Source organism: Bacillus sp. (in: firmicutes) (assembly GCA_017656295.1).
Taxonomy (GTDB): Bacteria; Bacillota; Bacilli; order Bacillales; family JACDOC01; genus JACDOC01.
Map to the genome: position 1 here is coordinate 36,102 of JACDOC010000001.1, position 19,137 is coordinate 55,238.

Below are 19,137 nucleotides of genomic sequence, written 5' to 3' on the forward strand. Positions count from 1 at the left end.
AAAGATAGAAAAGAGGAAGAGGAGTTTAGGAATGGCGAACGTAGTTTTAGAGTACCGACGCTTAAAGTGGAACGATGAATATGAGCCATTATATCACTACCCTAACATTGAATTAGAACAAATTTTAGCGAGACGTGAATGTGAGTTTTTTGTAAAAAATGGGGTTACGTACAAACAAGTGTCATCCGCCAAAGAAGGAAACTTATTTGTCATTTATGTACAAATTTACGAGGAATCGGCCCCTGATACGGAAGATTCAGATGCAAGAGAAGGCATTAAATTAGAGATACGGGAGTTAAATGAACGGCAAAACCATCCGCTTATTCAGACGTATCATTTTCATCACCATTTAGACGTGTTAAGCGTGATCGGTTCAGTGTACATTTATGAACAAGGGAAAGAATGGGAACGAGATTCAGCCGAAATCGATGAAGACCGAATGGTGTATATATTATATGTGACCCCGACTGGATACGAGTTAGAGGAGGAATGGTCATGAACAAAACGAAAACGATGTTAGCCGGGGTGATGGCAACGTTAGTGTTAGCTGGGTGTAATGATGAGCAAGCCCTGCCACCGGAATTACAGCAGATTGATTGTGACGATTGGGAGTGGGATGACGAATCAGGAACGTTTTACTGTGATGACGACCATTCATATTATCGGGGGCACTATTATCATGGAGGCAAATTTTATAAGAGTAAATCGTCTCTTAAACAATCTTCAACGTATCAGTCTTATTACAAAGGCTATAAAGCGGGAATTGGAAGCGGGACTAAAGGTGGGTTTGGCGGATAATGGTTCTCACCCCTTTTCAGCAAAAACGTCGTACCTTTTATAAACAAATTCCCTATTTTTGGCCGAATTTATACAACGAAGAATATGCTTTATACGATGTGAAAGTGGAGACGCAAGAGCAAATTGAAAGGATTCGGGATGCTGCTCAGAAGGTATGGTCAATTTTTGCGAAAACAGCTCCTGTTTTAAGACGATTAGAAGACGAGACACTTCTTCAACTAGGGTTTCCAAAAGCAACCGTTCCCTTTTTAAAATTGCACTCTATTCCGATGAATTGTGTTATTGGTCGTTTTGACTTTGTCGTTAACGGTCCTGACATCAAATTACTCGAGTTTAACGCCGATACGCCGACGTTTATTAAGGAAACGTTTTTCGTTAACGGAAAAGTATGTCAGGAATTTGGTGTCCAAAACCCGAATGAAGGCTGTGAGCAACTGCTGGCTCACACCGTTCGAAAAGCGATTCGAATGGCATGGAAACGATTAAAATTGAACCACCCTCCGAAGATTGTGTTTACGTCCCACGATGACCATGAAGAAGATTATTTAACGACTCGATATTTAATGGAAATAGCGAAAGTGGAAGCGAAATATGTGAGCTTATCTGATCTACGGCTGTTACCTCAACAGATCATGGATGGAGAAACGATCGTCCAAGAAGCAGGAGTTTTTACACCGAATGGGGAAAAAATTGATATATTGTATCGCCAAACGTACCCGATTGAGCATCTAATCGATGACCGCGACCCATATACGGGAGAACCTGTCGGACAAATGCTTCTCGAATTCGTCCAAAATAACAAACTGATGATTTTAAATCCTGTTTCTTCGTTTTTACTACAATCAAAGGCAGTGATGGCCTTAATTTGGGGGCTGTACGAAGAGCGACATCCCATTTTTACGGAAAATGAACGAAAAGTCATAGAAACGTATTTTCTACCCACATATTTAGACAAAGACGTATTTGTCGAAGAAGAAATTCCTTTTGTCAAAAAACCAGCTTTTGGACGAGAAGGCGACACAGTGGTTATTTATCTACCGGGCGGAGAGAAATGGATAGAAGATAAGCAAAAAACGTATACCGATTCTCTTCCCGTATTTCAGCAGTACATCCCTTTACCGACCCATACGATTCAAACTGAAAAAGGAGAACAAACGGCTCATATTATGTACGGGTGTTTTATCCTCAACGGACAACCAAGCGCAATTGGCATTCGTGCGGGTGGCCCCATCACCGATAATGCATCGTACTTTTTACCAATAGGTTTTAAATAAAGGCTATGTTATATGTCAGTGTTGATTTTTAGCAAGTTATTCACACGGCGGCGACTCCAGCGGGAACAAGAAGCCGCAAGACCCTTACTTGAGCGTTACGAGGGAAGCGGCTTGCGGCTTGCCCGCGGAAAGCTTCAGCCTGCAGCGAAATGTTTAACAGACATTCATGCCAATTGCCATTGGAACATCGATGAATGAAATAACAGTAAAAGTTATCCACAATTATTTTAGGGTAGAGACTAAATAAAAAAGGAGGAATCATCATGGATGAACTGATTACGTTATCATCATTTGGAAACTTTTTAGCACACGTAGGGGTTGGACTGTTCTTATTGCTGTTAGGAATTATCGTTTTTTCTTTGACGACCAAGTTTTCCGAACGGGAATTAATTAAACAAGGAAACTTAGCGGTGGCTCTCAAACTATGGGGAAAAGGACTAGGATTAGCGATTGTCATTTTTACCGTCTGGGCTAGCAGTGTCAGCTTACTCGATGCATTTATTTGGGGACTTGTCGGTATTGTGACTCAAGTCGTTTCCTACTATATCATCGAATACATCCTTACTCCTAAAACAAACTTAGCGAAAAAAGTAGAAGAAGGAAACACCGCCATCGGTTTCAGTCTATTTTCCGCTAGTATCGCTGTTGGCTTAATCGTCGCTGCCAGCTTAACTTATTAATATTATTAGAACGCTTAGGACATACCCTGAGCGTTCTGTTAATTGAATATAGGAGAAATTGTTAGGAAGTAAATCAAAGGTAAATAGAGGCTATTACTTCGTTCAATAATCGGAAGGATCGTTCAATAAAACAATTTAGAGGATGATTATGTAGTTTACTCGATTTTATTTATATCCGAAAAAATGAGGGGGGACATGATGGAGTTTTATAGATTTGATAAAGAGATTGGTAAGAAAATTTCAAAATTTAATTCAGATTTTATAATGTCGCGTATTATTAAGACTGAAAAACCAGCTCATATTGGGTGTATGTATTTAGAAGCAAACGGTACCATAGGATATCATCAAGCTGTTGTTCCTCAACTACTCCTTATTATGAATGGAGAGGGTTATGTGAGGGGTGAAAAAGAAGAATATTTTAAAGTTCAAGCTGGAGATGCGGTATTTTGGGAGAAAGATGAGTGGCACGAAACAAAATCGAATAGTGGATTAACTGCTATTGTCATTGAAAGTGAAGAATTAAACCCCTCATCTATTATGACTTTAAAGAAATAAATGATATTCAACAAAAGGGTGCATTACATATGTACAGCTTCTTTTTATTCCATAAAAGGCCGCTTTACTTGAATAACAGTAATTTTGTCAACAGTCTAGGACGTTTAGAACATACCCTAGGCGTTTTATTTTTGTTAGCTCTATCGTATCGTTTCGTGACATCACTTAAAATATAAATTGCGTAAAAGCCCTAATGAAAGAAATCTTTATTTATCTATCAAATTTAAAAAAAAATTTAATTTAGGTATTGCATTTCAATAAAATCCTATGATAATATAAAAAACGTTGTCAGGAGATGTCGAAACACGACGAAGCGTTGTGTTAAAAAGCAATGATCCTAAACCAATTTGAGCCATTAGCTCAGTTGGTGGAGCACGAATGAATAAACTACAGAGCGAAACATCGAGCGCACCACTCGAGCCACTCCTTGCGTAAACTTCCTGAGAGTGGGGCGACAAAAATAAGCTCCGAGTTGTACCGCTCGAGCCGCTGCTTGAATAAGCATCCTGAGAGCGGGACACAAAAATATGCATCATCCTAACCAATTTGAGCCATTAGCTCAGTTGGTAGAGCATCTGACTTTTAATCAGAGGGTCGGAGGTTCGAGTCCTCCATGGCTCACCAAGAACATGGCCCGTTGGTCAAGTGGTTAAGACACCGCCCTTTCACGGCGGTAACACGGGTTCGAATCCCGTACGGGTCATCTATCCGAGGCGACGTTTTCGCCTCGGTCATTAAAAATACATAAGGTCCCGTGGTGTAGCGGTTAACATGCCTGCCTGTCACGCAGGAGATCGCGGGTTCGATTCCCGTCGGGACCGCCATTTTTTTTTGCTCTTAAATACATATACAAGCTCGGTAGCTAAGAGCGAAACATCCTTGAATAAGCTGCGAGTTGTACCGCTCGAGCTGCATCTTGAGTAAGCATACTGAGAGCGGGGCGAAGGAATTAAAAAGCAGCTATTAATTTAGGATTAGATAATAAATACGGCTCGGTAGCTCAGTCGGTAGAGCAACGAGCATTGCTTCTTTGAAAAAGCTGCGAGTTGTACCGCTCGAGCTGCATCTTGAGTAAGCATACTGAGAGCGGGACACGAAAATCGAGCGCACCGCTCGAACCACTACTTGAAAAAGCTTTCTAAGAGCGGGGCGAGGAATTAAAAAGCAGCTATTAATTTAGGATTAGATAATAAATACGGCTCGGTAGCTCAGTCGGTAGAGCAAAGGACTGAAAATCCTTGTGTCGGCGGTTCGATTCCGTCCCGAGCCATCAGCAACCACCTGTAAAAGCAGGTGGTTTTTTTATTACAAGATAAAAGCTAGCGAAGTTGCCGTATACACAAAATGATTAAACAAATTCATCTAAAGCATGTGAGGCTTGGTAGCTCAGTCGGTGGCGTACGAATGAATAAACGACAGAGCGAAACATCGAGCGCACCACTCGAGCCACTCCTTGCGTAAACTTCCTGAGAGTTCGGCGACAAAAAAGCTGCGAGTTGTACCGCTCGAGCCGCTGCTTGAATAAGCATACTGAGAGCGGGACGAAGAGCAAAAATAATAAGAATGAATGGTATATACAGAGAACCTTAGCGCCACCTGGGACAAAGGTGGCTTTTTTGTTACTCAAAATTAACCCAGCGAAACTGGGGTAGCCATTAATCACATAAAAGCAGAAAGGCTCGGTAGATACAAGCAAGACATTTTCGAAATAGCTCTGAGTTGTACCACTTGATCCGCATGATAAAAATTTTAAAAAATAAAGGAGAGTACATACTTACCATGAATAAAATATGTACTCTCCTTTTACCTTTAATGAGCACTCGTTCGTGGAAGAAAAATTACTTATTACAATACTTTTTCCATATCCAGCATGGGGGAAAATCCAATACGTTCATAGATTCTCCTCCCCTGTGAACTTGCCCATAGTCTAGCCCTTTTTGCTCCCCGCTTTTTTAGCCAAGAACAGACTTCTGTCACCAATTGAGAAGCTAGTCCTTTTCTTCGGTGATTTTTAATTGTATAAACACAAATTACCCAACCAAAAGGGGTTTGTTCTTCACTTAGTGGATTCGCATACTCCATTCTAATAAGTCCCCCTGCACATGCTACAATATTTCCATTCTCATCAACTGCAACCCTGAAACCTAGATTATTCTCTTCACTCTCCTTAAGAAATAAATTTCTAATTTCGTTAATACGTTCTATGTTTGGTTTTGGTATACCATCCTTTTCCCCCATCTCACATGCCATTTTAAACCAATATTCTGCAAGCATTAATAGTTCGTTTTTTGTTGCCCATCTTGTGATATACATTATATATTCCACCCATACATTTATTTTACTTAGATGTTCAATATTCTTTCTATTATTCCTCCCTTATTCAACCATACTTTCCTGTTAACCATCATGAAGATACTAACGGGTTTCGGTTATAAGAGAGAAATAATTAAAAAACAACGTGTGTGTGTGAAAATCAGTTTAAGTAATACTTTTAACGCACAAATTAACGCTGAAAATAAAAATTCTAATGAAAAATTTCCTCCTCTTTTCGACAAAACCTATCTACTAATCTTAAAAAGTGACAAATAATTACAAAATCAGTCATTTTTTGTATCTAATAATACATTTTTGTTACATTACTTTAACAATGCTAATTTTTAAACTATTTTATGATAAAGTATAAAAGGTGAAATTGTTCGAATATTTAACGTTAGGAAACAAGCGACAAAAGTTGCGTTCTTCCGACAGGTACGAGTTGTAGGAGGAAATTGACAATGAATTTACTTAATAGATTAAAAGATATTCACAATAAAATAAAAGTGTCCGTTTCTTCAATTTCTACTAGCTTATTAAAGAAGACAGTGATTACAGCGTTAGCCGTTTCAGCTATTTCGATACATACGGTTTCTGCATCAGAAGAAAACGGAATGTTTGAAACCGTCTATCATGTCTATATGAATGATACATACATTGGGACAGTTTCTGATCAATCTGTCATTAATCAAGTAATTGCCGATAAAATGAGTGAGTACAAAGAGAAATATGGTAATTACGAATTTGAATTAGGAAAAGATGTGACGTACATTCCAGAGTTCGTTTATCGTAAAACAGTCGATAACGAACGAACAGCTGAAAAGCTACGTGAAACATTGTCTGTTGAAACGGAAGCGGTAGCGATTGTAGTCAATGACCAGCCTGCAGTATATGTAAAATCAAAAGAAGACGCGGACAAAGTGTTAGAGCAATTAAAATTATCGTATGTTTCAGCGGAACAATTAAAACTGATTGAAGAACAAAAAGCTTCTAATCAACCACTTCCACTACTAAAAGAAAGCGAATCTCGTATTATTGATGTTCAGATGGTGGAAGATGTCAAATTGGAAACGCAAATGGTTGAACCTAGCCAACTCATGTCTGTTGAAGATACGGTAAACTACTTGAAAAAAGGGACGCTTGAAGAGAAAAAATATGTTGTCCAAGAAGGCGAAGTGCTTGGTTCCATCGCATCAAAGCATAATCTTTCATTAAAACAACTCCTTGCACTCAACCCTGGAGTAACGGAAGATACGCTGCTTCAAATCGGTCAAGAACTTAATGTAACTGTATATGAACCTCTTGTTCATATCGTCGTTCAAAAAGAAGTAAACAAAAAAGAAACGATTCCTTATAAAAAAGAAGTCATTGAAGATAAATCTCTTTTCAAGGGAGAAACACGCGTTAAGCAAGAAGGTCAAAACGGTGAACGATCCGTTACTTATGTAATAACCGAAACGAACGGCATTCAAACAAGTAAACAAATAAAAGAAGATAAAATTTTAAAAGAACCAGTTAATCATATTGTCATTAAAGGAACAAAAGTGATTCCTTCCCGAGGTACTGGAAATTTTGCTTGGCCAACCGTTGGTGGTTATATTTCTAGTAAACAAGGGTATCGTTGGGGCAAATTCCATAAAGGAATTGACATTGCTCGACCAAGCAACTACACCATCAAAGCGGCTGATAACGGAGTCGTTACATTTGCCGGCTGGGACGGAGGTTACGGAAAGAAAATTGTGATTAACCACAAAAATGGGTTTAAGACGGTATACGCGCACTTAAGCACAATTAATGTATCCGTTGGTCAAACCGTCTCTAAAGGTCAAAAAATAGGAGTCATGGGATCTACAGGAAACTCTACGGGAACCCATCTCCATTTCGAAGTGTATAAAAATGGAGTGCTACAAAACCCATTAAACTATTTACATTAATAAAAAAGGCCATTTAAAGGAATTTCCCCTTTAAATGGCCTTTCCCCTTTTTTTAATGGCTATGTTATATTTTATTGTTGATTTTAAGCAAGTTGTTCACATAAAGTGAAAGGCGGCGACTCCAGCGGGAACAAGAAGCCGCAAGACCCATACTTGAGCGTAGCGAGGGAAGCGGCTTGCGGCTTGCCCGCGGAAAGCGTCCGCCACAAGCGAAATGTATAAATATCAACAGTAACGTTTAACAGACATTCATGCCAATTGCCCTTAGCACATCGATGAATGAAATAACAGTAAAAGTTATCCACAGTTATTTTAGGGTAGAGCCTTTTAAATAGAAAGAAACTAGAGCATAAAAGTTGGACATTCTAACAATTGAAATAAACTTGTAAACATCGAACGGATGAATTCAAAGAAAGAACATGATAAAGTAATTTTAGAAAAGTATGACTTCCCAACGTTATGATTTTAGGCTATGAAATGTCAATAAAATAAAATATAGATAAAGGAGTATAAATGATGGATAAAAAGATTTTAGTTGTTGATGATGAAAAACCAATTGCCGAAATATTACAGTTTAATTTACAGAAAGAAGGATACGAAGTACATTGTGCCTTCGATGGGGACGAAGCATTACAAATGGTAGAAGAAATTAAACCAGACCTTATTTTATTAGATATTATGCTTCCCAACCGCGATGGCATGGAAGTGTGCCGAGAAGTGCGAAAAAAATATGAAATGCCGATTATTATGTTGACTGCTAAAGACTCGGAAATTGACAAAGTACTTGGTTTAGAACTAGGGGCTGACGACTATGTAACGAAACCGTTCAGCACACGCGAATTAATCGCCCGGGTCAAAGCGAATTTACGTCGACATCAGCAATCAGCGACGAAAGAGGAAGACAAAGATCAAAATGAAATTACGGTAGGTTCACTCGTCATTCATCCGAATGCGTACATGGTGACAAAACGAGGAGAAACGATTGAATTAACGCATCGTGAATTCGAATTGCTTCATTATTTAGCGAAACATATCGGACAAGTCATGACACGTGAACATTTGTTGCAAACGGTATGGGGTTATGATTATTATGGGGACGTTCGGACCGTCGATGTGACGATTCGACGTTTACGGGAAAAAATTGAAGATAATCCAAGCCATCCAACTTGGATTGTTACACGAAGAGGAGTTGGCTATTACTTACGCAACCCTGAGCAGGAGTAACGCCATGAAAAAAGTAGGTTTTTTTCGTTCCATTCATTTAAAATTTGTATTAATTTATGTATTGCTTATTTTAATTGCAATGCAAATTATTAGTGTTTATTTCGTTCGTGAATTAGAGGACAAATTGGTCACGAACTTTAAAAATTCCGTTCTAGAACGTGTGAATTTACTTGAATATAACCTACGTGAGGAAATGTTACGTGAACGAAAAGAAGGGGACCCTCCGTTATCGGAAGAGATTCGAAATATTTTAATCGATTTTGTGGCGACGGATATTCCGGAAGTTCGTGTCATTGATAACAGAAGTAAAATTATTGGAACATCCGATATTAATAACCAAGGAATCGTTGGTCAACGGACAACAGAAGTCATTGTTAAGCGGACATTAGCTGTCGGTAATGTCGAAGAAGAAATTTTAATTGACAAACAGACCGGGCATCGCATTTGGGTGTTAACCACTCCCATAAAAGCCGAAGGAGAAGTGCTAGGGGCGATCTACTTAATTGCGAGAATTGAGAACGTCTTCGATCAAATGAATGAAATTAACGAAATATTTGCTACGGGGACAGCGATTGCCCTCGCTATTACAGCGGTGTTAGGGGTCTTATTAGCACAAACCATTACCCGTCCTATTTCTGATATGCGTAAACAAGCGATTGAAATGGGGAAAGGGAATTTTTCAAGGAAAGTTAAAGTATACGGATACGATGAAATTGGACAGCTTGCTGTCTCGTTTAATAACTTAACGAAAAAGCTTCAAGAAGCACAAGCAACAACAGAGGGGGAACGGAGAAAACTGTCCTCCGTTTTGTCTTATATGACCGATGGTGTCATTGCTACTGATCGGAAAGGTCGTGTCATCTTAATTAACGAGCCAGCTGCTAAAATGCTGAATGTTTCACGTGAAACAGTGTTATCGTATCCCATTGTTAAATTGCTTGGACTTGAAGGCAAGTACACATTTGAAGATTTATTAGAAGAGCGAGATTCAATCATTCTTGATTATAGTACACCGGAAGATCCTTATATTTTACGGGCAAACTTTTCTATTATTCAAAAAGAGACTGGATTTGTAAATGGATTAATTACGGTTTTACACGATATTACCGAACAGGAGAAAATTGATCGAGAACGCCGAGAGTTCGTCGCCAATGTATCCCATGAATTAAGGACTCCGTTAACAACGATGAGAAGCTATCTAGAAGCATTAGCTGAAGGTGCTTGGAGAGATGAAGAAATTGCTCCACGCTTCTTAGAAGTTACCCAAAATGAAACTGAGCGGATGATTCGATTAGTAAACGATTTATTGCAACTATCCAAAATGGATAGTAAGGACTACCGGTTAAATAAAGATTGGGTCGACTTCACACAATTTTTCCATCGAATTATTGACCGGTTCGAACTCACAAAAGAACGACATATAACGTTTAAACGAGAGCTTCCAAACAAAGCAATGTTTGTAGAAATTGATGAAGATAAAATTACGCAGGTCATTGACAATATTATTAGTAATGCGTTGAAATATTCTCCTGAGGGTGGTCAAATTACCTTCAAGGTAAAGGAATTAGAGCATTTTCTTGAAGTGAGCATTTCCGATGAAGGAATGGGCATACCAAAGGAAAACTTAGAGAAAATTTTTGAACGTTTTTACCGTGTAGACAAGGCGCGTTCACGTAAAATGGGCGGAACAGGTCTAGGACTAGCCATTGCGAAAGAAATGGTCGTTGCACACGGTGGACAAATTTGGGCGACGAGTGTGGAAGGCGAAGGAACAACGATTTACTTCACTCTTCCATATGACCGTACACAAGAGGATGATTGGTCATGAGATATGAAACGATAAAGTCAGTAATTTTGACCATTTTGGCGTTGTTAAGCATTGTGTTAACGTATAATTTATGGACGTATCAACCGGCTTACGATACGATTGACAATAATTACATTCACGAAATTTCGATCAGTGAAAAACGGGACATTTCTGACGTCGTTCGGCCAACGTTATTACTTTTTCATAAATATGGCTATCATTATGGAACGGTCCAACCGAATGTTATCGAAAAGTTCATTCAGATGATGAAAAAATGGGACTTATATGATTGGCAAGACCTTTCGGAAGAACTGAATTCGAGTGAATTTTTTTCGCTTGTGCATGGAGATCAACGAATCGAAATCGTTTTTCCTGATATTGTTCCTTTTGACGTATTTAATTCCGTTATTAGTATCGACGATGACTCTTTGAGCAATTCTTCTTTTGATCGTTTAATCATTGAAATGAACGAATCAAATAAGCATGAAGCGGACGTCTATTTTGTGAATTACGAGAAGCGACTTGTCATTGAAGCTCATCTGGAATCGCCACTTTCCTATCCGTTTCTAGCAAGTACGTGGGAGAAAGCAGAAGATTATACTCGTTATTTTGACTATGACGTCCAAGGCATTCGGAAATTATTTTTACCGCAAGATGCCCTTAAATTTTCGGTCATTAAGTATTATACGTATGTCATTAATCCTGATAAGTTTAAGTTAGCGCTTTTTAGCGACCCTAGCTTTGTAACGAAAGATTTATTAGATCAAGGAGATCAGTACACAGATGGAACGAGTATGATGAATGTCGATTATCAACGAAGCCTTATTACTTATGTGAATCCAGCCAATAATCGGGTGTCTTTCTCTATGTTAAAAAATGGGGATTTGTTACAACAAACGATTGATTTTATTAATGATCATGGTGGATGGACGGATGATTATCTTTACTTTGGGATGAGTCCCGCTGAACAAAAAGTATCGTTCCGCTTATTTATTGATGGGTTTCCGGTGTTTAATGAAGAAGGAATGGCCGAAATTGTGGAGTTTTGGGGAAATAATGAAATATACAAATACGTTCGCCCGTTTTATACTCTCAATTTACCGTTAACCGCTGAGCATATCACGTTACCGTCTGGATATGAGATGTTAGACCAACTCGTTAATCGACCTGATTTTGAACTCGAATATTTAGAAGACGTGACGATTGGGTATAAAATGTATCGAGATCCGCAAACACCGAAAGTTCTCATCTTTGAACCTTCATGGTACTATCGGTATGGCGGTTCGTGGCTCCGCTTGACGTCTGATGAGGAGGTAACGAATCGTGGACTGGAGTAAAACGAAGACGATCTTTATTATCGTTTTCTTTATTTTAGATATCTTTTTATTTGTTCAGTTTCTTGATAAGCGACATGCCAGTCAATTGAATATGACAAAAGATGCGTCCATTGAAGAAAAATTAAAAGACAATGGCATTCAATACGTCGAGCTCCCAAGTGAAAACACGAAAGGAAAGTATTTGACAGCGAAATCAAAAAATTTTTCGGATGTCAATTTGGAAGAATTACCAAATCAATCGATTACCATTCAAAACGGGACCACTCTTCTATCTATTTTTGACGAACCGATTTCAGTAAAGGAAAACATGGAGCAAGAAATGATTCATACGTTTTTAAAAACGTATGTTTATCAAGGAGGGCAATACCGGTTTTGGAAGTGGGATCAGGAACAAAATCGCCTCATCTTATACCAGGAATATAATCAAAAATTGTTTTTTAAAAACGTCAATGGACGTTTAATAGTAAATTTAAATGATCAAAATCAAATCATTGGGTACGAACAAACATTGCTCGAAGACATACAAGAACTCGCCAATGAAAACATTTTGCCAGCTATTCGGGCCATTGAAACGATTCATCAACAAGGATTAATAAAAGCCGATAGTAAAATAACCAAGGTTGAACTCGGGTACTATACGTTAGTACAATTAACAGAGTCACAAGTATTAACCCCAACATGGCACTTTGTGATTGAACAAGGAGATACGAAAAAAGTAGAAGATATTTTTGTTAATGCAATTGAAGGACAAGTGTTCCAAGTATCGGAAAAACAGGGGATAATGGAGTGAACAGCATGTCGATACGATTTAGTGTACTAGCTAGTGGGAGTACAGGAAATGCAATATACGTGGAAACCGAAGAGCATGCTTTTTTAGTCGATGCTGGACTAAGCGGAAAGCAAATGGAAGGACTATTTCAAAAAATTGACCGAAAGATTGACCAATTAACAGGCATTTTAGTGACGCACGAACATAGTGATCACATTAAAGGACTAGGCGTGATAGCGCGAAAGTATCGCCTACCGATATACGCCAATGAAAAAACGTGGAAGGCGATGGACGGGTTAATTGGAGAAATACCGATCGAACAAAAATTCGTGTTTGAAATGGAATCTGTTCGTTCGTTTGGTTCACTCGATATCGAGTCATTTGGCGTGTCGCACGATGCGGTCGAGCCGATGTTTTATATTTTCCACCATGGTGGAAAAAAGCTCGTTCTGATTACGGACACGGGATATGTGAGCGACCGAATGAAAGGAACGATTAAAAATGCAGATGTGTTTATTTTTGAAAGCAACCATGATGTAGATATGCTTCGGATGGGTCGATATCCGTGGAGCGTGAAGCGGCGTATTTTAAGCGATGTCGGTCACGTTTCTAATGAAGATGCAGCTTTGGCGATGAGTGAAGTCATTGGTGACAAGACAAAGCACATTTATTTAGCGCATTTAAGCCAAGATAACAATATGAAAGATTTAGCCCGCATGAGTGTCAGCCAAGTGTTAGCTCAGAAAGGATTTGTAGTTGGTGAACAATTTTCTTTACATGATACGGACCCGAAAATACCGACTCCTCTCGTAGCAGTCTAATTTCATAGATTCATAGATTATAGCTCATCCTGTTTCATGTTCATTTCTTTGTTTACGTTTGTTCATAGAAATTTCATTTTTTCGGATTATAATCAAACCAGAAAGGTAAAATAAGGGATAGCAGTCGTTCGGATAAAGGAGTGGTGTGAAATGGGATATTACGATGACCATTATCAAGGCCGTAATAATGAAACAAAAAGCCGAAAAGGTGGCTATCTTCTCGCTAGTTTTGTTGGTGTTTTATTAGGGGCGATGCTTGTTATTGTCGCTCTCCCACAACTTGTAGACTTAGATGTTCTCCCATATCAATTAGATGAGCAGTCGCAACAAACGGAAAACGGATCCAATATTCCGGTTCAACAATTTTCCTATGATATAACGTCCGATGTGACTAAAGCGGTCGAAAAAACGAGTGCGGCCGTTGTCGGTATCACGAATATTCAATCCGCTAATTTTTGGTCGATTGGTGATCAACAAGAAGCGGGAACTGGTTCGGGTGTGATTTATAAAAAAGCGGGTGGAAAAGCGTATATCGTTACCAACTATCATGTGATTGAAGGCGCGGACCAACTTGAAGTAACGTTAGAAGACGGGACAAAAATTCCGGCGGTCATTCGCGGTGGTGATATTTGGACGGATTTAGCCGTTCTTGAAGTGGACGGCAGTCAAATCGAGACGGTCGCGGAATTCGGAAATTCTGATTTACTGAAACCAGGGGAGCCGGTCATGGCCATTGGGAACCCGCTTGGCTTAGAGTTTAGCGGCTCTGTTACGCAAGGAATCATCTCTGGTTTAGAGCGAACCATTCCGGTGGATTTAAACGGTGACGGCTATGAAGATTGGCAAGCGGAAGTAATCCAAACCGATGCCGCCATTAACCCCGGAAATAGCGGTGGGGCGTTAGTGAACATTGCCGGTCAAGTCGTTGGTATTAACTCCATGAAAATTGCCCAATCCGCTGTCGAAGGAATTGGCTTCGCGATACCAATTAATACGGCTATTCCGGTTATCGAAGACTTAGAACGATACGGAGAGGTCAAACGCCCAGCGATGGGAGTCACCCTACGGAACGTAAACGAAATTTCTGCGTACCATCAACAGGAAACGCTCAAATTACCGAAAGATGTGACAGAAGGTGTCGTCATTGAGCGAATCGTACCAAATTCACCAGCTGAGCATGCAGGTTTACAAGAGCTGGATGTCATCGTAGAACTTGATGGCGAAAAAATCGACAACATCTTAGATTTACGTAAGCATCTTTACATTGAAAAAGAAGTCGGAGACGAGATGAAGGTCAAATTTTACCGAAATGGAAAACTTCAAGAAACGACGATTAAGCTAACGGATGAATCTTCACTATAATCGTGGATAACTATCCGAGCAGGAGAGTATATGGACTTTCCTGCTTTTTTTCATAATGATAAGATAACTTGTGGATAAAAATATTGCTTAGAGTAAAATACGCCAAAACGAAAGGAGATCAACGATGATTTTTACGTGCAAAGAACATGTCGAACTTGCCTTAGATGTCATTGTTGACGAATACGAAACGGCACCACATTTAACAGAGCTTCCTGAGGAAAAAAAGTTATCAACAACCTGTGAATATTGTGAGAATCACGCTGAATATATGGTGGCGAACTAATATTCCCACACAATATGTGGATACGTTATGTGGATATGTGGATAACTACTGTGGATATATTGTTCGTAAATTGTTCGTAAATTGTTTGTAAAGTGAGGATGAGCTGTGAATATTTCCATCATCTCTGTCGGAAAACTAAAAGAAAAATATTTAAAACAAGGAATTAACGAATATACGAAGCGTCTGTCGGCCTACGCCAAAGTGGACATCATCGAAGTGCCTGACGAAAAAGCACCTGAACAACTGAGCGAAACAGAAGTGGAGATCGTTAAAAAGAAAGAAGGAGAGCGCATTTTAGCCAAAATCCATTCAGATACATATGTCATTGCTCTGGCCATTGAAGGAAAAATGAAATCATCGGAAGAACTTGCCGAATCCTTAGACAAACTAGCCACCTACGGCAAAAGTAAAATAGCTTTTGTCATCGGTGGCTCGCTTGGCCTTCACAAAGACGTTATGCAACGAGCGAACGAAGCTCTCTCCTTTAGCAAAATGACCTTCCCCCACCAACTCATGCGTCTCATCTTGCTGGAGCAAATTTACCGTGCGTTCCGGATTAATCGGGGGGAACCGTATCACAAATAGATGCGGTCTTAAACTGTTCATATCATGTAAAAAACAAAAAGATAAGAGAATTCTTTTGGCAATCTATTGAAGACTACCTGAGTAGTATTGAAACCTTTATAAAGAAACATAGTAAGTTTTCTTCGCTTCATACTAATTTTGCATACTTTTTTAAAAGTAAATATGTTCTAAATAAACCCAAGCAGATATTCTATAGTAGAAATATCGTCTTGGGTTTATTAGTTGTAATCTATTAGATTGTTATAGTGGTACCGTCAAACTTTGTAAGGGAGAATCCCTCGAATGTCTCATTATAAGTGGCCCTGTAATCTCGTAGGATTCCAATAGCTACCGATTCTCCAAGTTGTAAACCATTGATACCACTGGTACGATAGTGAATACCAGCTGCGTTCCGTCCATTCGCAATATTATAGGCAAATTTATTCAATTCACCACCAACAGTGAGAGGCGGTCCTTGAAATGATTCTAAGGACAGCCCGTCGCTGCTTGCTACGACAGGATCAGGAATAACGAATGATTCGTCAAAGAACGCCTTAAGCATTGTTACCATCGCCCCAATAAAAGTCGCGTGGCCGGCAGGATAGGATGGATGTGTCGGACAGCCTTCTGCATAAGCCTGAGGAAGCAGGTATGTGCAAAATTTGTCAAAAGTTCTTGATACTGCCTCTGATTCTAGCACTTCTTTATTAATATCATAGTTAACATTCCCCATCAATTGGTTGTGAATACGTCCGCCAAATTCCTCCGGACGAAGACGACGGTGGACAAGCCATTTTTGAAACCAGGCTGCTTCTAAGGCCGGACGGGCTGCTCTTGTCACAAAATCTAAAAAATGAGGCGGCCCAAAGGTTGAAAAGCCGACCTGTGTATCAGAACTGAGATAAGGATTAGCTGGGTCCCATGACTGACTACCAAAACTGAGAAGAATTAAACAAGCGGTTAACCCACTTTCTACAGATAAATCGTTGTGAACATATTCGCCTAAGTCTCGTCCATTTCGAATGTATCGAGGTGTAGAATCGTAAACGTTGGATCTAAGTGGTGGAGAGCCATTCTGAACAGCTAACCATTCATTATATGAGGTTAAATGGTCATCCCCAGCTATCGTTGTACGATAGCGTTGGACAATCTTTGTCGATACATAAGGGATGTCCTTCCAAAGAAATTGTGAAATGTATGGTCCTACCAATGCTCCAGGGAGATTGTCTCGAAATAAAGTCCCAGGAGTAACTTTACCATCGAACTTAGGCCCTCGAAAATCAGATAAGCTAGATAGTTCATTTGCTGCTGCAATCGTTAAAGGGTTAGTATTATATTCGTTGAAAGGAACATCTCGCGTAAGTGCTTGCCAGTAAAGTTCAACCATTTCACCAGCTATTTCTGCACTATTAAAGGATGGCGGCGGCGGTAGGGGCAATTGGTGACTATCAGGTCCAACTAATTCAAATGCATAAGCCGCTTGTGGATTAACAAGCTTTCTTTCACCGCCAAGTGGGATATTTTCAAAATCATCGGGATTACCAGACTTTAATGCCTTAATATACTTGTTATAAGCATCAAGATCTACCTCGCCGAGGTTATTATGCGGCAACCCTTTTGAAAAATTAGCGATTTTATTTGGAAAATTTATTTCATCTCCGTTACAGCGGTGGCTCAACAATGGAAGCTTTTTATAGAATAATGCTGCACTCTTACGGATTTTAAAAGCCTTTCGTCGTCGTTTACAAGGCGACAAAGGCCCTATTAAACAAGCTTTCTTAAATTTCAATAGTTTCACTCCTTTTCTATATGACATTTGATATCATATGTAATAAAGATATAAAGGAGTGGACAAACCGATTAGTCCAATCATATATTTAATAGTGCTTAAATCAACACAGTATACTATAGTAGAAACCAGTTTCTAACGTTTAATCACCTAACGGGTTTTCTCATCGAATATCGTTAGTGTATTGCCTTTCAAAAACTATTTCTAATATCAATTCTTCAGTACCACGATTTTACTTTTGTATAAAACGTTCAATTTTAAAACCCAAGTATATTGTGACTTTGGGGATTAGACCTTCCGCAAGTATTGCAATCAATAGCAGAACATCCTTCCGTGAGGTAAGTATGGATCTAAAGGTGAATTTCCGATAAAGGGAATAGGATAAGAATAATTTAAGGAGAATTAGTTAGGATAAGGCTCCGCTTTCTAGAGAGTGGTTTCCATCGTTTTCTAAAAAGAAAAGCAGCTAAATAAAGATGATTGCCTCTGTCACTCCCTAATAAGAATACATAACATAATTAAATACTGGGAGAAGGAGGTTAAAGCAACGATGGGTTTAAACCAACTATATTGGATTGCCATAGGTGCCGGTTTAGTGCTTCTCGTTGAAACCCTGGGCTGGCTCTATTGGCGTTATTGGGGTGCCGGTTCCATTCGAGATTATGTATCGGAAGAAGAGGAGCCCGATGGGGATTACCGCATTATCCGCAAGATCAATACGCCTGTCCAGCGAATCGCCTTGGTCGAACATCAAGGACAAATGCTGCTCTACGGCAACGGAGATGTGATGTTTGGTACCACTGAGGACGATGATTTGTATGCAGAAGCATTAATTCACGTGCCTATGGTAATAGCCGGGAAAAGAGAGCGGATTCTCATCATTGGTGGCGGTGGGGGAATTACAACAAGGGAGGCGCTACGCTATCCTGATGTGAAGGAAATAACTACTGTTGACGCAGACCCGTTGATGATGGATTTCGGCAAAAATTTAGATGCCCTTGTTAAATTCAATGAAGGATCTTTGAATCACCCAAAAGTGCGTACGGTAGTAGAAGACGGGCGGGTATTCGTTGAAAATACCACGGAAAAGTGGGATGCAATCTTCTTGGATATTCCCGAGCCGAGCAAAGAATGTCCAGCACTCAGTCGCCTTTTTAGTTGGGAATTTTTTAGGCTTCTTAAGGAACGACTGGAACCGGATGGAGTGATTAATGTCTCTTGTCCTTCGTTAGCCAAGATACCTGAGTACTTTTGGAGTGTTCAGGCAACCTTGATGGCTGCAGGATTTTATGTATTGCCGTATCATTTTGATGTCATTGTGGAATATGAAGACGACTATGGATTTTGTATGGCAACAAATAGGCAAGTGTCTATAGAAGATATATCCATACCATTTCCCACCCGCTTCTTATCCCCGGAGAGACTTCGGGATATGTTCCACATTCCTTATAATTATTCCAAGAGGTGGTCGAATTATAGAATTCAAACGGATAGCAACATGGTTCTTGCTAATATTGTGGATGATGCTTGGGCTGATTAATGCAAAAGTAAGTATGACCGTTTCTTTCAATTAAAAAAAAGAGTAATTCCAACTTCTTGAGTGCTCATTGAAAGTTGGATTACTCTC

General features: G+C 39.4%; 18 protein-coding genes and 4 tRNA genes. 20 read left to right on the forward strand and 2 right to left on the reverse strand.

The features are described from left to right. The first annotated feature begins 31 nt into the window (after positions 1-31). The 10 genes from H0Z31_00175 (at position 32) to H0Z31_00220 (ending at position 4,577) form a co-directional block, all read left to right on the forward strand. Complete coding sequence (locus tag H0Z31_00175; GenBank protein MBO8175854.1) at positions 32-499, forward strand: hypothetical protein; 468 nt, start codon at positions 32-34, stop codon at positions 497-499. Beyond that, on the forward strand, positions 496-798 hold the full coding sequence (locus H0Z31_00180) for a hypothetical protein (GenBank protein ID MBO8175855.1): 303 nt from the start codon (positions 496-498) through the stop codon (positions 796-798). Before H0Z31_00175 ends, H0Z31_00180 begins: the two co-directional genes overlap by 4 nt. Continuing rightward, positions 798-2,072, forward strand: a complete 1,275-nt coding sequence (locus H0Z31_00185) for a glutathionylspermidine synthase family protein (protein ID MBO8175856.1) — start codon at positions 798-800, stop codon at positions 2,070-2,072. The genes H0Z31_00180 and H0Z31_00185 overlap by 1 nt, the downstream gene beginning before the upstream one ends. Before the next feature lie 12 nt (positions 2,073-2,084). Next, positions 2,085-2,270: a hypothetical protein gene (locus H0Z31_00190; protein MBO8175857.1), complete on the forward strand. Its 186-nt coding sequence runs from the start codon at positions 2,085-2,087 to the stop codon at positions 2,268-2,270. Between the two features lie 65 nt (positions 2,271-2,335). After that, on the forward strand, positions 2,336-2,752 hold the full coding sequence (locus tag H0Z31_00195) for a DUF350 domain-containing protein (protein MBO8175858.1): 417 nt from the start codon (positions 2,336-2,338) through the stop codon (positions 2,750-2,752). Positions 2,753-2,950: 198 nt separating this feature from the next. Next, positions 2,951-3,307 (forward strand): cupin, encoded by a 357-nt coding sequence (locus H0Z31_00200; GenBank protein MBO8175859.1) that lies wholly within the window; start codon positions 2,951-2,953, stop codon positions 3,305-3,307. A gap of 548 nt (positions 3,308-3,855) precedes the next feature. After that, positions 3,856-3,931 (forward strand) — tRNA-Lys (locus H0Z31_00205). A gap of 7 nt (positions 3,932-3,938) precedes the next feature. Further along, positions 3,939-4,010 (forward strand) — tRNA-Glu (locus H0Z31_00210). Positions 4,011-4,055: 45 nt separating this feature from the next. Continuing rightward, positions 4,056-4,131: transfer RNA gene (locus H0Z31_00215), tRNA-Asp, on the forward strand. 373 nt (positions 4,132-4,504) lie between these two features. Then, positions 4,505-4,577, forward strand: a tRNA-Phe gene (locus H0Z31_00220). 575 nt (positions 4,578-5,152) lie between these two features. Here the strand turns inward: H0Z31_00220 and H0Z31_00225 are convergent. Further along, positions 5,153-5,545: a GNAT family N-acetyltransferase gene (locus tag H0Z31_00225; protein MBO8175860.1), complete on the reverse strand. Its 393-nt coding sequence runs from the start codon at positions 5,543-5,545 to the stop codon at positions 5,153-5,155. Between the two features lie 536 nt (positions 5,546-6,081). On the opposite strand from H0Z31_00225, the gene H0Z31_00230 reads away from it, so the two are divergent. The 9 genes from H0Z31_00230 to rlmH all read left to right on the forward strand — a co-directional run bounded on the left by H0Z31_00230 (position 6,082) and on the right by rlmH (position 15,742). Then, positions 6,082-7,554 carry a peptidoglycan DD-metalloendopeptidase family protein gene (locus tag H0Z31_00230; GenBank protein ID MBO8175861.1) on the forward strand — a complete coding sequence of 491 codons (1,473 nt, stop codon included), beginning with the start codon at positions 6,082-6,084 and terminating at the stop codon, positions 7,552-7,554. A gap of 516 nt (positions 7,555-8,070) precedes the next feature. Further along, complete coding sequence (locus tag H0Z31_00235; GenBank protein MBO8175862.1) at positions 8,071-8,778, forward strand: response regulator transcription factor; 708 nt, start codon at positions 8,071-8,073, stop codon at positions 8,776-8,778. 4 nt (positions 8,779-8,782) lie between these two features. Next, on the forward strand, positions 8,783-10,606 hold the full coding sequence (gene walK / locus H0Z31_00240) for a cell wall metabolism sensor histidine kinase WalK (GenBank protein MBO8175863.1): 1,824 nt from the start codon (positions 8,783-8,785) through the stop codon (positions 10,604-10,606). Beyond that, on the forward strand, positions 10,603-11,922 hold the full coding sequence (locus H0Z31_00245) for a transcriptional regulator (GenBank protein MBO8175864.1): 1,320 nt from the start codon (positions 10,603-10,605) through the stop codon (positions 11,920-11,922). Before walK ends, H0Z31_00245 begins: the two co-directional genes overlap by 4 nt. Further along, entirely contained in the window at positions 11,909-12,712 is an 804-nt protein-coding gene (locus H0Z31_00250) for a two-component system regulatory protein YycI (GenBank protein ID MBO8175865.1), read from the forward strand. The genes H0Z31_00245 and H0Z31_00250 overlap by 14 nt, the downstream gene beginning before the upstream one ends. 5 nt (positions 12,713-12,717) lie before the next feature. Continuing rightward, positions 12,718-13,512, forward strand: coding sequence for an MBL fold metallo-hydrolase (locus H0Z31_00255; GenBank protein MBO8175866.1), 795 nt, complete (start codon positions 12,718-12,720; stop codon positions 13,510-13,512). Positions 13,513-13,662: 150 nt separating this feature from the next. Further along, positions 13,663-14,874 carry a trypsin-like peptidase domain-containing protein gene (locus H0Z31_00260; protein MBO8175867.1) on the forward strand — a complete coding sequence of 404 codons (1,212 nt, stop codon included), beginning with the start codon at positions 13,663-13,665 and terminating at the stop codon, positions 14,872-14,874. 124 nt (positions 14,875-14,998) lie between these two features. After that, positions 14,999-15,157, forward strand: coding sequence for a CxxH/CxxC protein (locus H0Z31_00265; GenBank protein MBO8175868.1), 159 nt, complete (start codon positions 14,999-15,001; stop codon positions 15,155-15,157). 105 nt (positions 15,158-15,262) lie between these two features. Continuing rightward, positions 15,263-15,742 (forward strand): 23S rRNA (pseudouridine(1915)-N(3))-methyltransferase RlmH, encoded by a 480-nt coding sequence (gene rlmH / locus H0Z31_00270; GenBank protein ID MBO8175869.1) that lies wholly within the window; start codon positions 15,263-15,265, stop codon positions 15,740-15,742. Between the two features lie 232 nt (positions 15,743-15,974). Here the strand turns inward: rlmH and H0Z31_00275 are convergent, their stop codons facing one another. Then, on the reverse strand, positions 15,975-17,537 hold the full coding sequence (locus H0Z31_00275) for a vanadium-dependent haloperoxidase (GenBank protein ID MBO8175870.1): 1,563 nt from the start codon (positions 17,535-17,537) through the stop codon (positions 15,975-15,977). A 523-nt stretch (positions 17,538-18,060) separates the two neighbouring features. Between H0Z31_00275 and H0Z31_00280 the strand changes: the two genes are divergently transcribed. Continuing rightward, the gene (locus tag H0Z31_00280; protein ID MBO8175871.1) at positions 18,061-19,050 is read left to right on the forward strand and encodes a spermidine synthase; all 990 of its coding nucleotides are present in this window, start codon (positions 18,061-18,063) and stop codon (positions 19,048-19,050) included. Positions 19,051-19,137 lie beyond the last annotated feature (87 nt).

Excerpts from the sequence above, each read along its gene's own strand:
- H0Z31_00175 (MBO8175854.1), top strand. The coding sequence starts at position 32 with ATGGCGAACGTAGTTTTAGAGTACCGACGCTTAAAGTGGAACGATGAA.
- H0Z31_00180 (MBO8175855.1), top strand. The coding sequence starts at position 496 with ATGAACAAAACGAAAACGATGTTAGCCGGGGTGATGGCAACGTTAGTG.
- H0Z31_00185 (MBO8175856.1), top strand. The coding sequence starts at position 798 with ATGGTTCTCACCCCTTTTCAGCAAAAACGTCGTACCTTTTATAAACAA.
- H0Z31_00190 (MBO8175857.1), top strand. The coding sequence starts at position 2,085 with ATGTCAGTGTTGATTTTTAGCAAGTTATTCACACGGCGGCGACTCCAG.
- H0Z31_00195 (MBO8175858.1), top strand. The coding sequence starts at position 2,336 with ATGGATGAACTGATTACGTTATCATCATTTGGAAACTTTTTAGCACAC.
- H0Z31_00200 (MBO8175859.1), top strand. The coding sequence starts at position 2,951 with ATGGAGTTTTATAGATTTGATAAAGAGATTGGTAAGAAAATTTCAAAA.
- H0Z31_00225 (MBO8175860.1), bottom strand. The coding sequence starts at position 5,545 with ATGGGGGAAAAGGATGGTATACCAAAACCAAACATAGAACGTATTAAC.
- H0Z31_00230 (MBO8175861.1), top strand. The coding sequence starts at position 6,082 with ATGAATTTACTTAATAGATTAAAAGATATTCACAATAAAATAAAAGTG.
- H0Z31_00235 (MBO8175862.1), top strand. The coding sequence starts at position 8,071 with ATGGATAAAAAGATTTTAGTTGTTGATGATGAAAAACCAATTGCCGAA.
- walK (MBO8175863.1), top strand. The coding sequence starts at position 8,783 with ATGAAAAAAGTAGGTTTTTTTCGTTCCATTCATTTAAAATTTGTATTA.
- H0Z31_00245 (MBO8175864.1), top strand. The coding sequence starts at position 10,603 with ATGAGATATGAAACGATAAAGTCAGTAATTTTGACCATTTTGGCGTTG.
- H0Z31_00255 (MBO8175866.1), top strand. The coding sequence starts at position 12,718 with ATGTCGATACGATTTAGTGTACTAGCTAGTGGGAGTACAGGAAATGCA.
- H0Z31_00260 (MBO8175867.1), top strand. The coding sequence starts at position 13,663 with ATGGGATATTACGATGACCATTATCAAGGCCGTAATAATGAAACAAAA.
- H0Z31_00265 (MBO8175868.1), top strand. The coding sequence starts at position 14,999 with ATGATTTTTACGTGCAAAGAACATGTCGAACTTGCCTTAGATGTCATT.
- H0Z31_00275 (MBO8175870.1), bottom strand. The coding sequence starts at position 17,537 with ATGTCATATAGAAAAGGAGTGAAACTATTGAAATTTAAGAAAGCTTGT.
- H0Z31_00280 (MBO8175871.1), top strand. The coding sequence starts at position 18,061 with ATGGGTTTAAACCAACTATATTGGATTGCCATAGGTGCCGGTTTAGTG.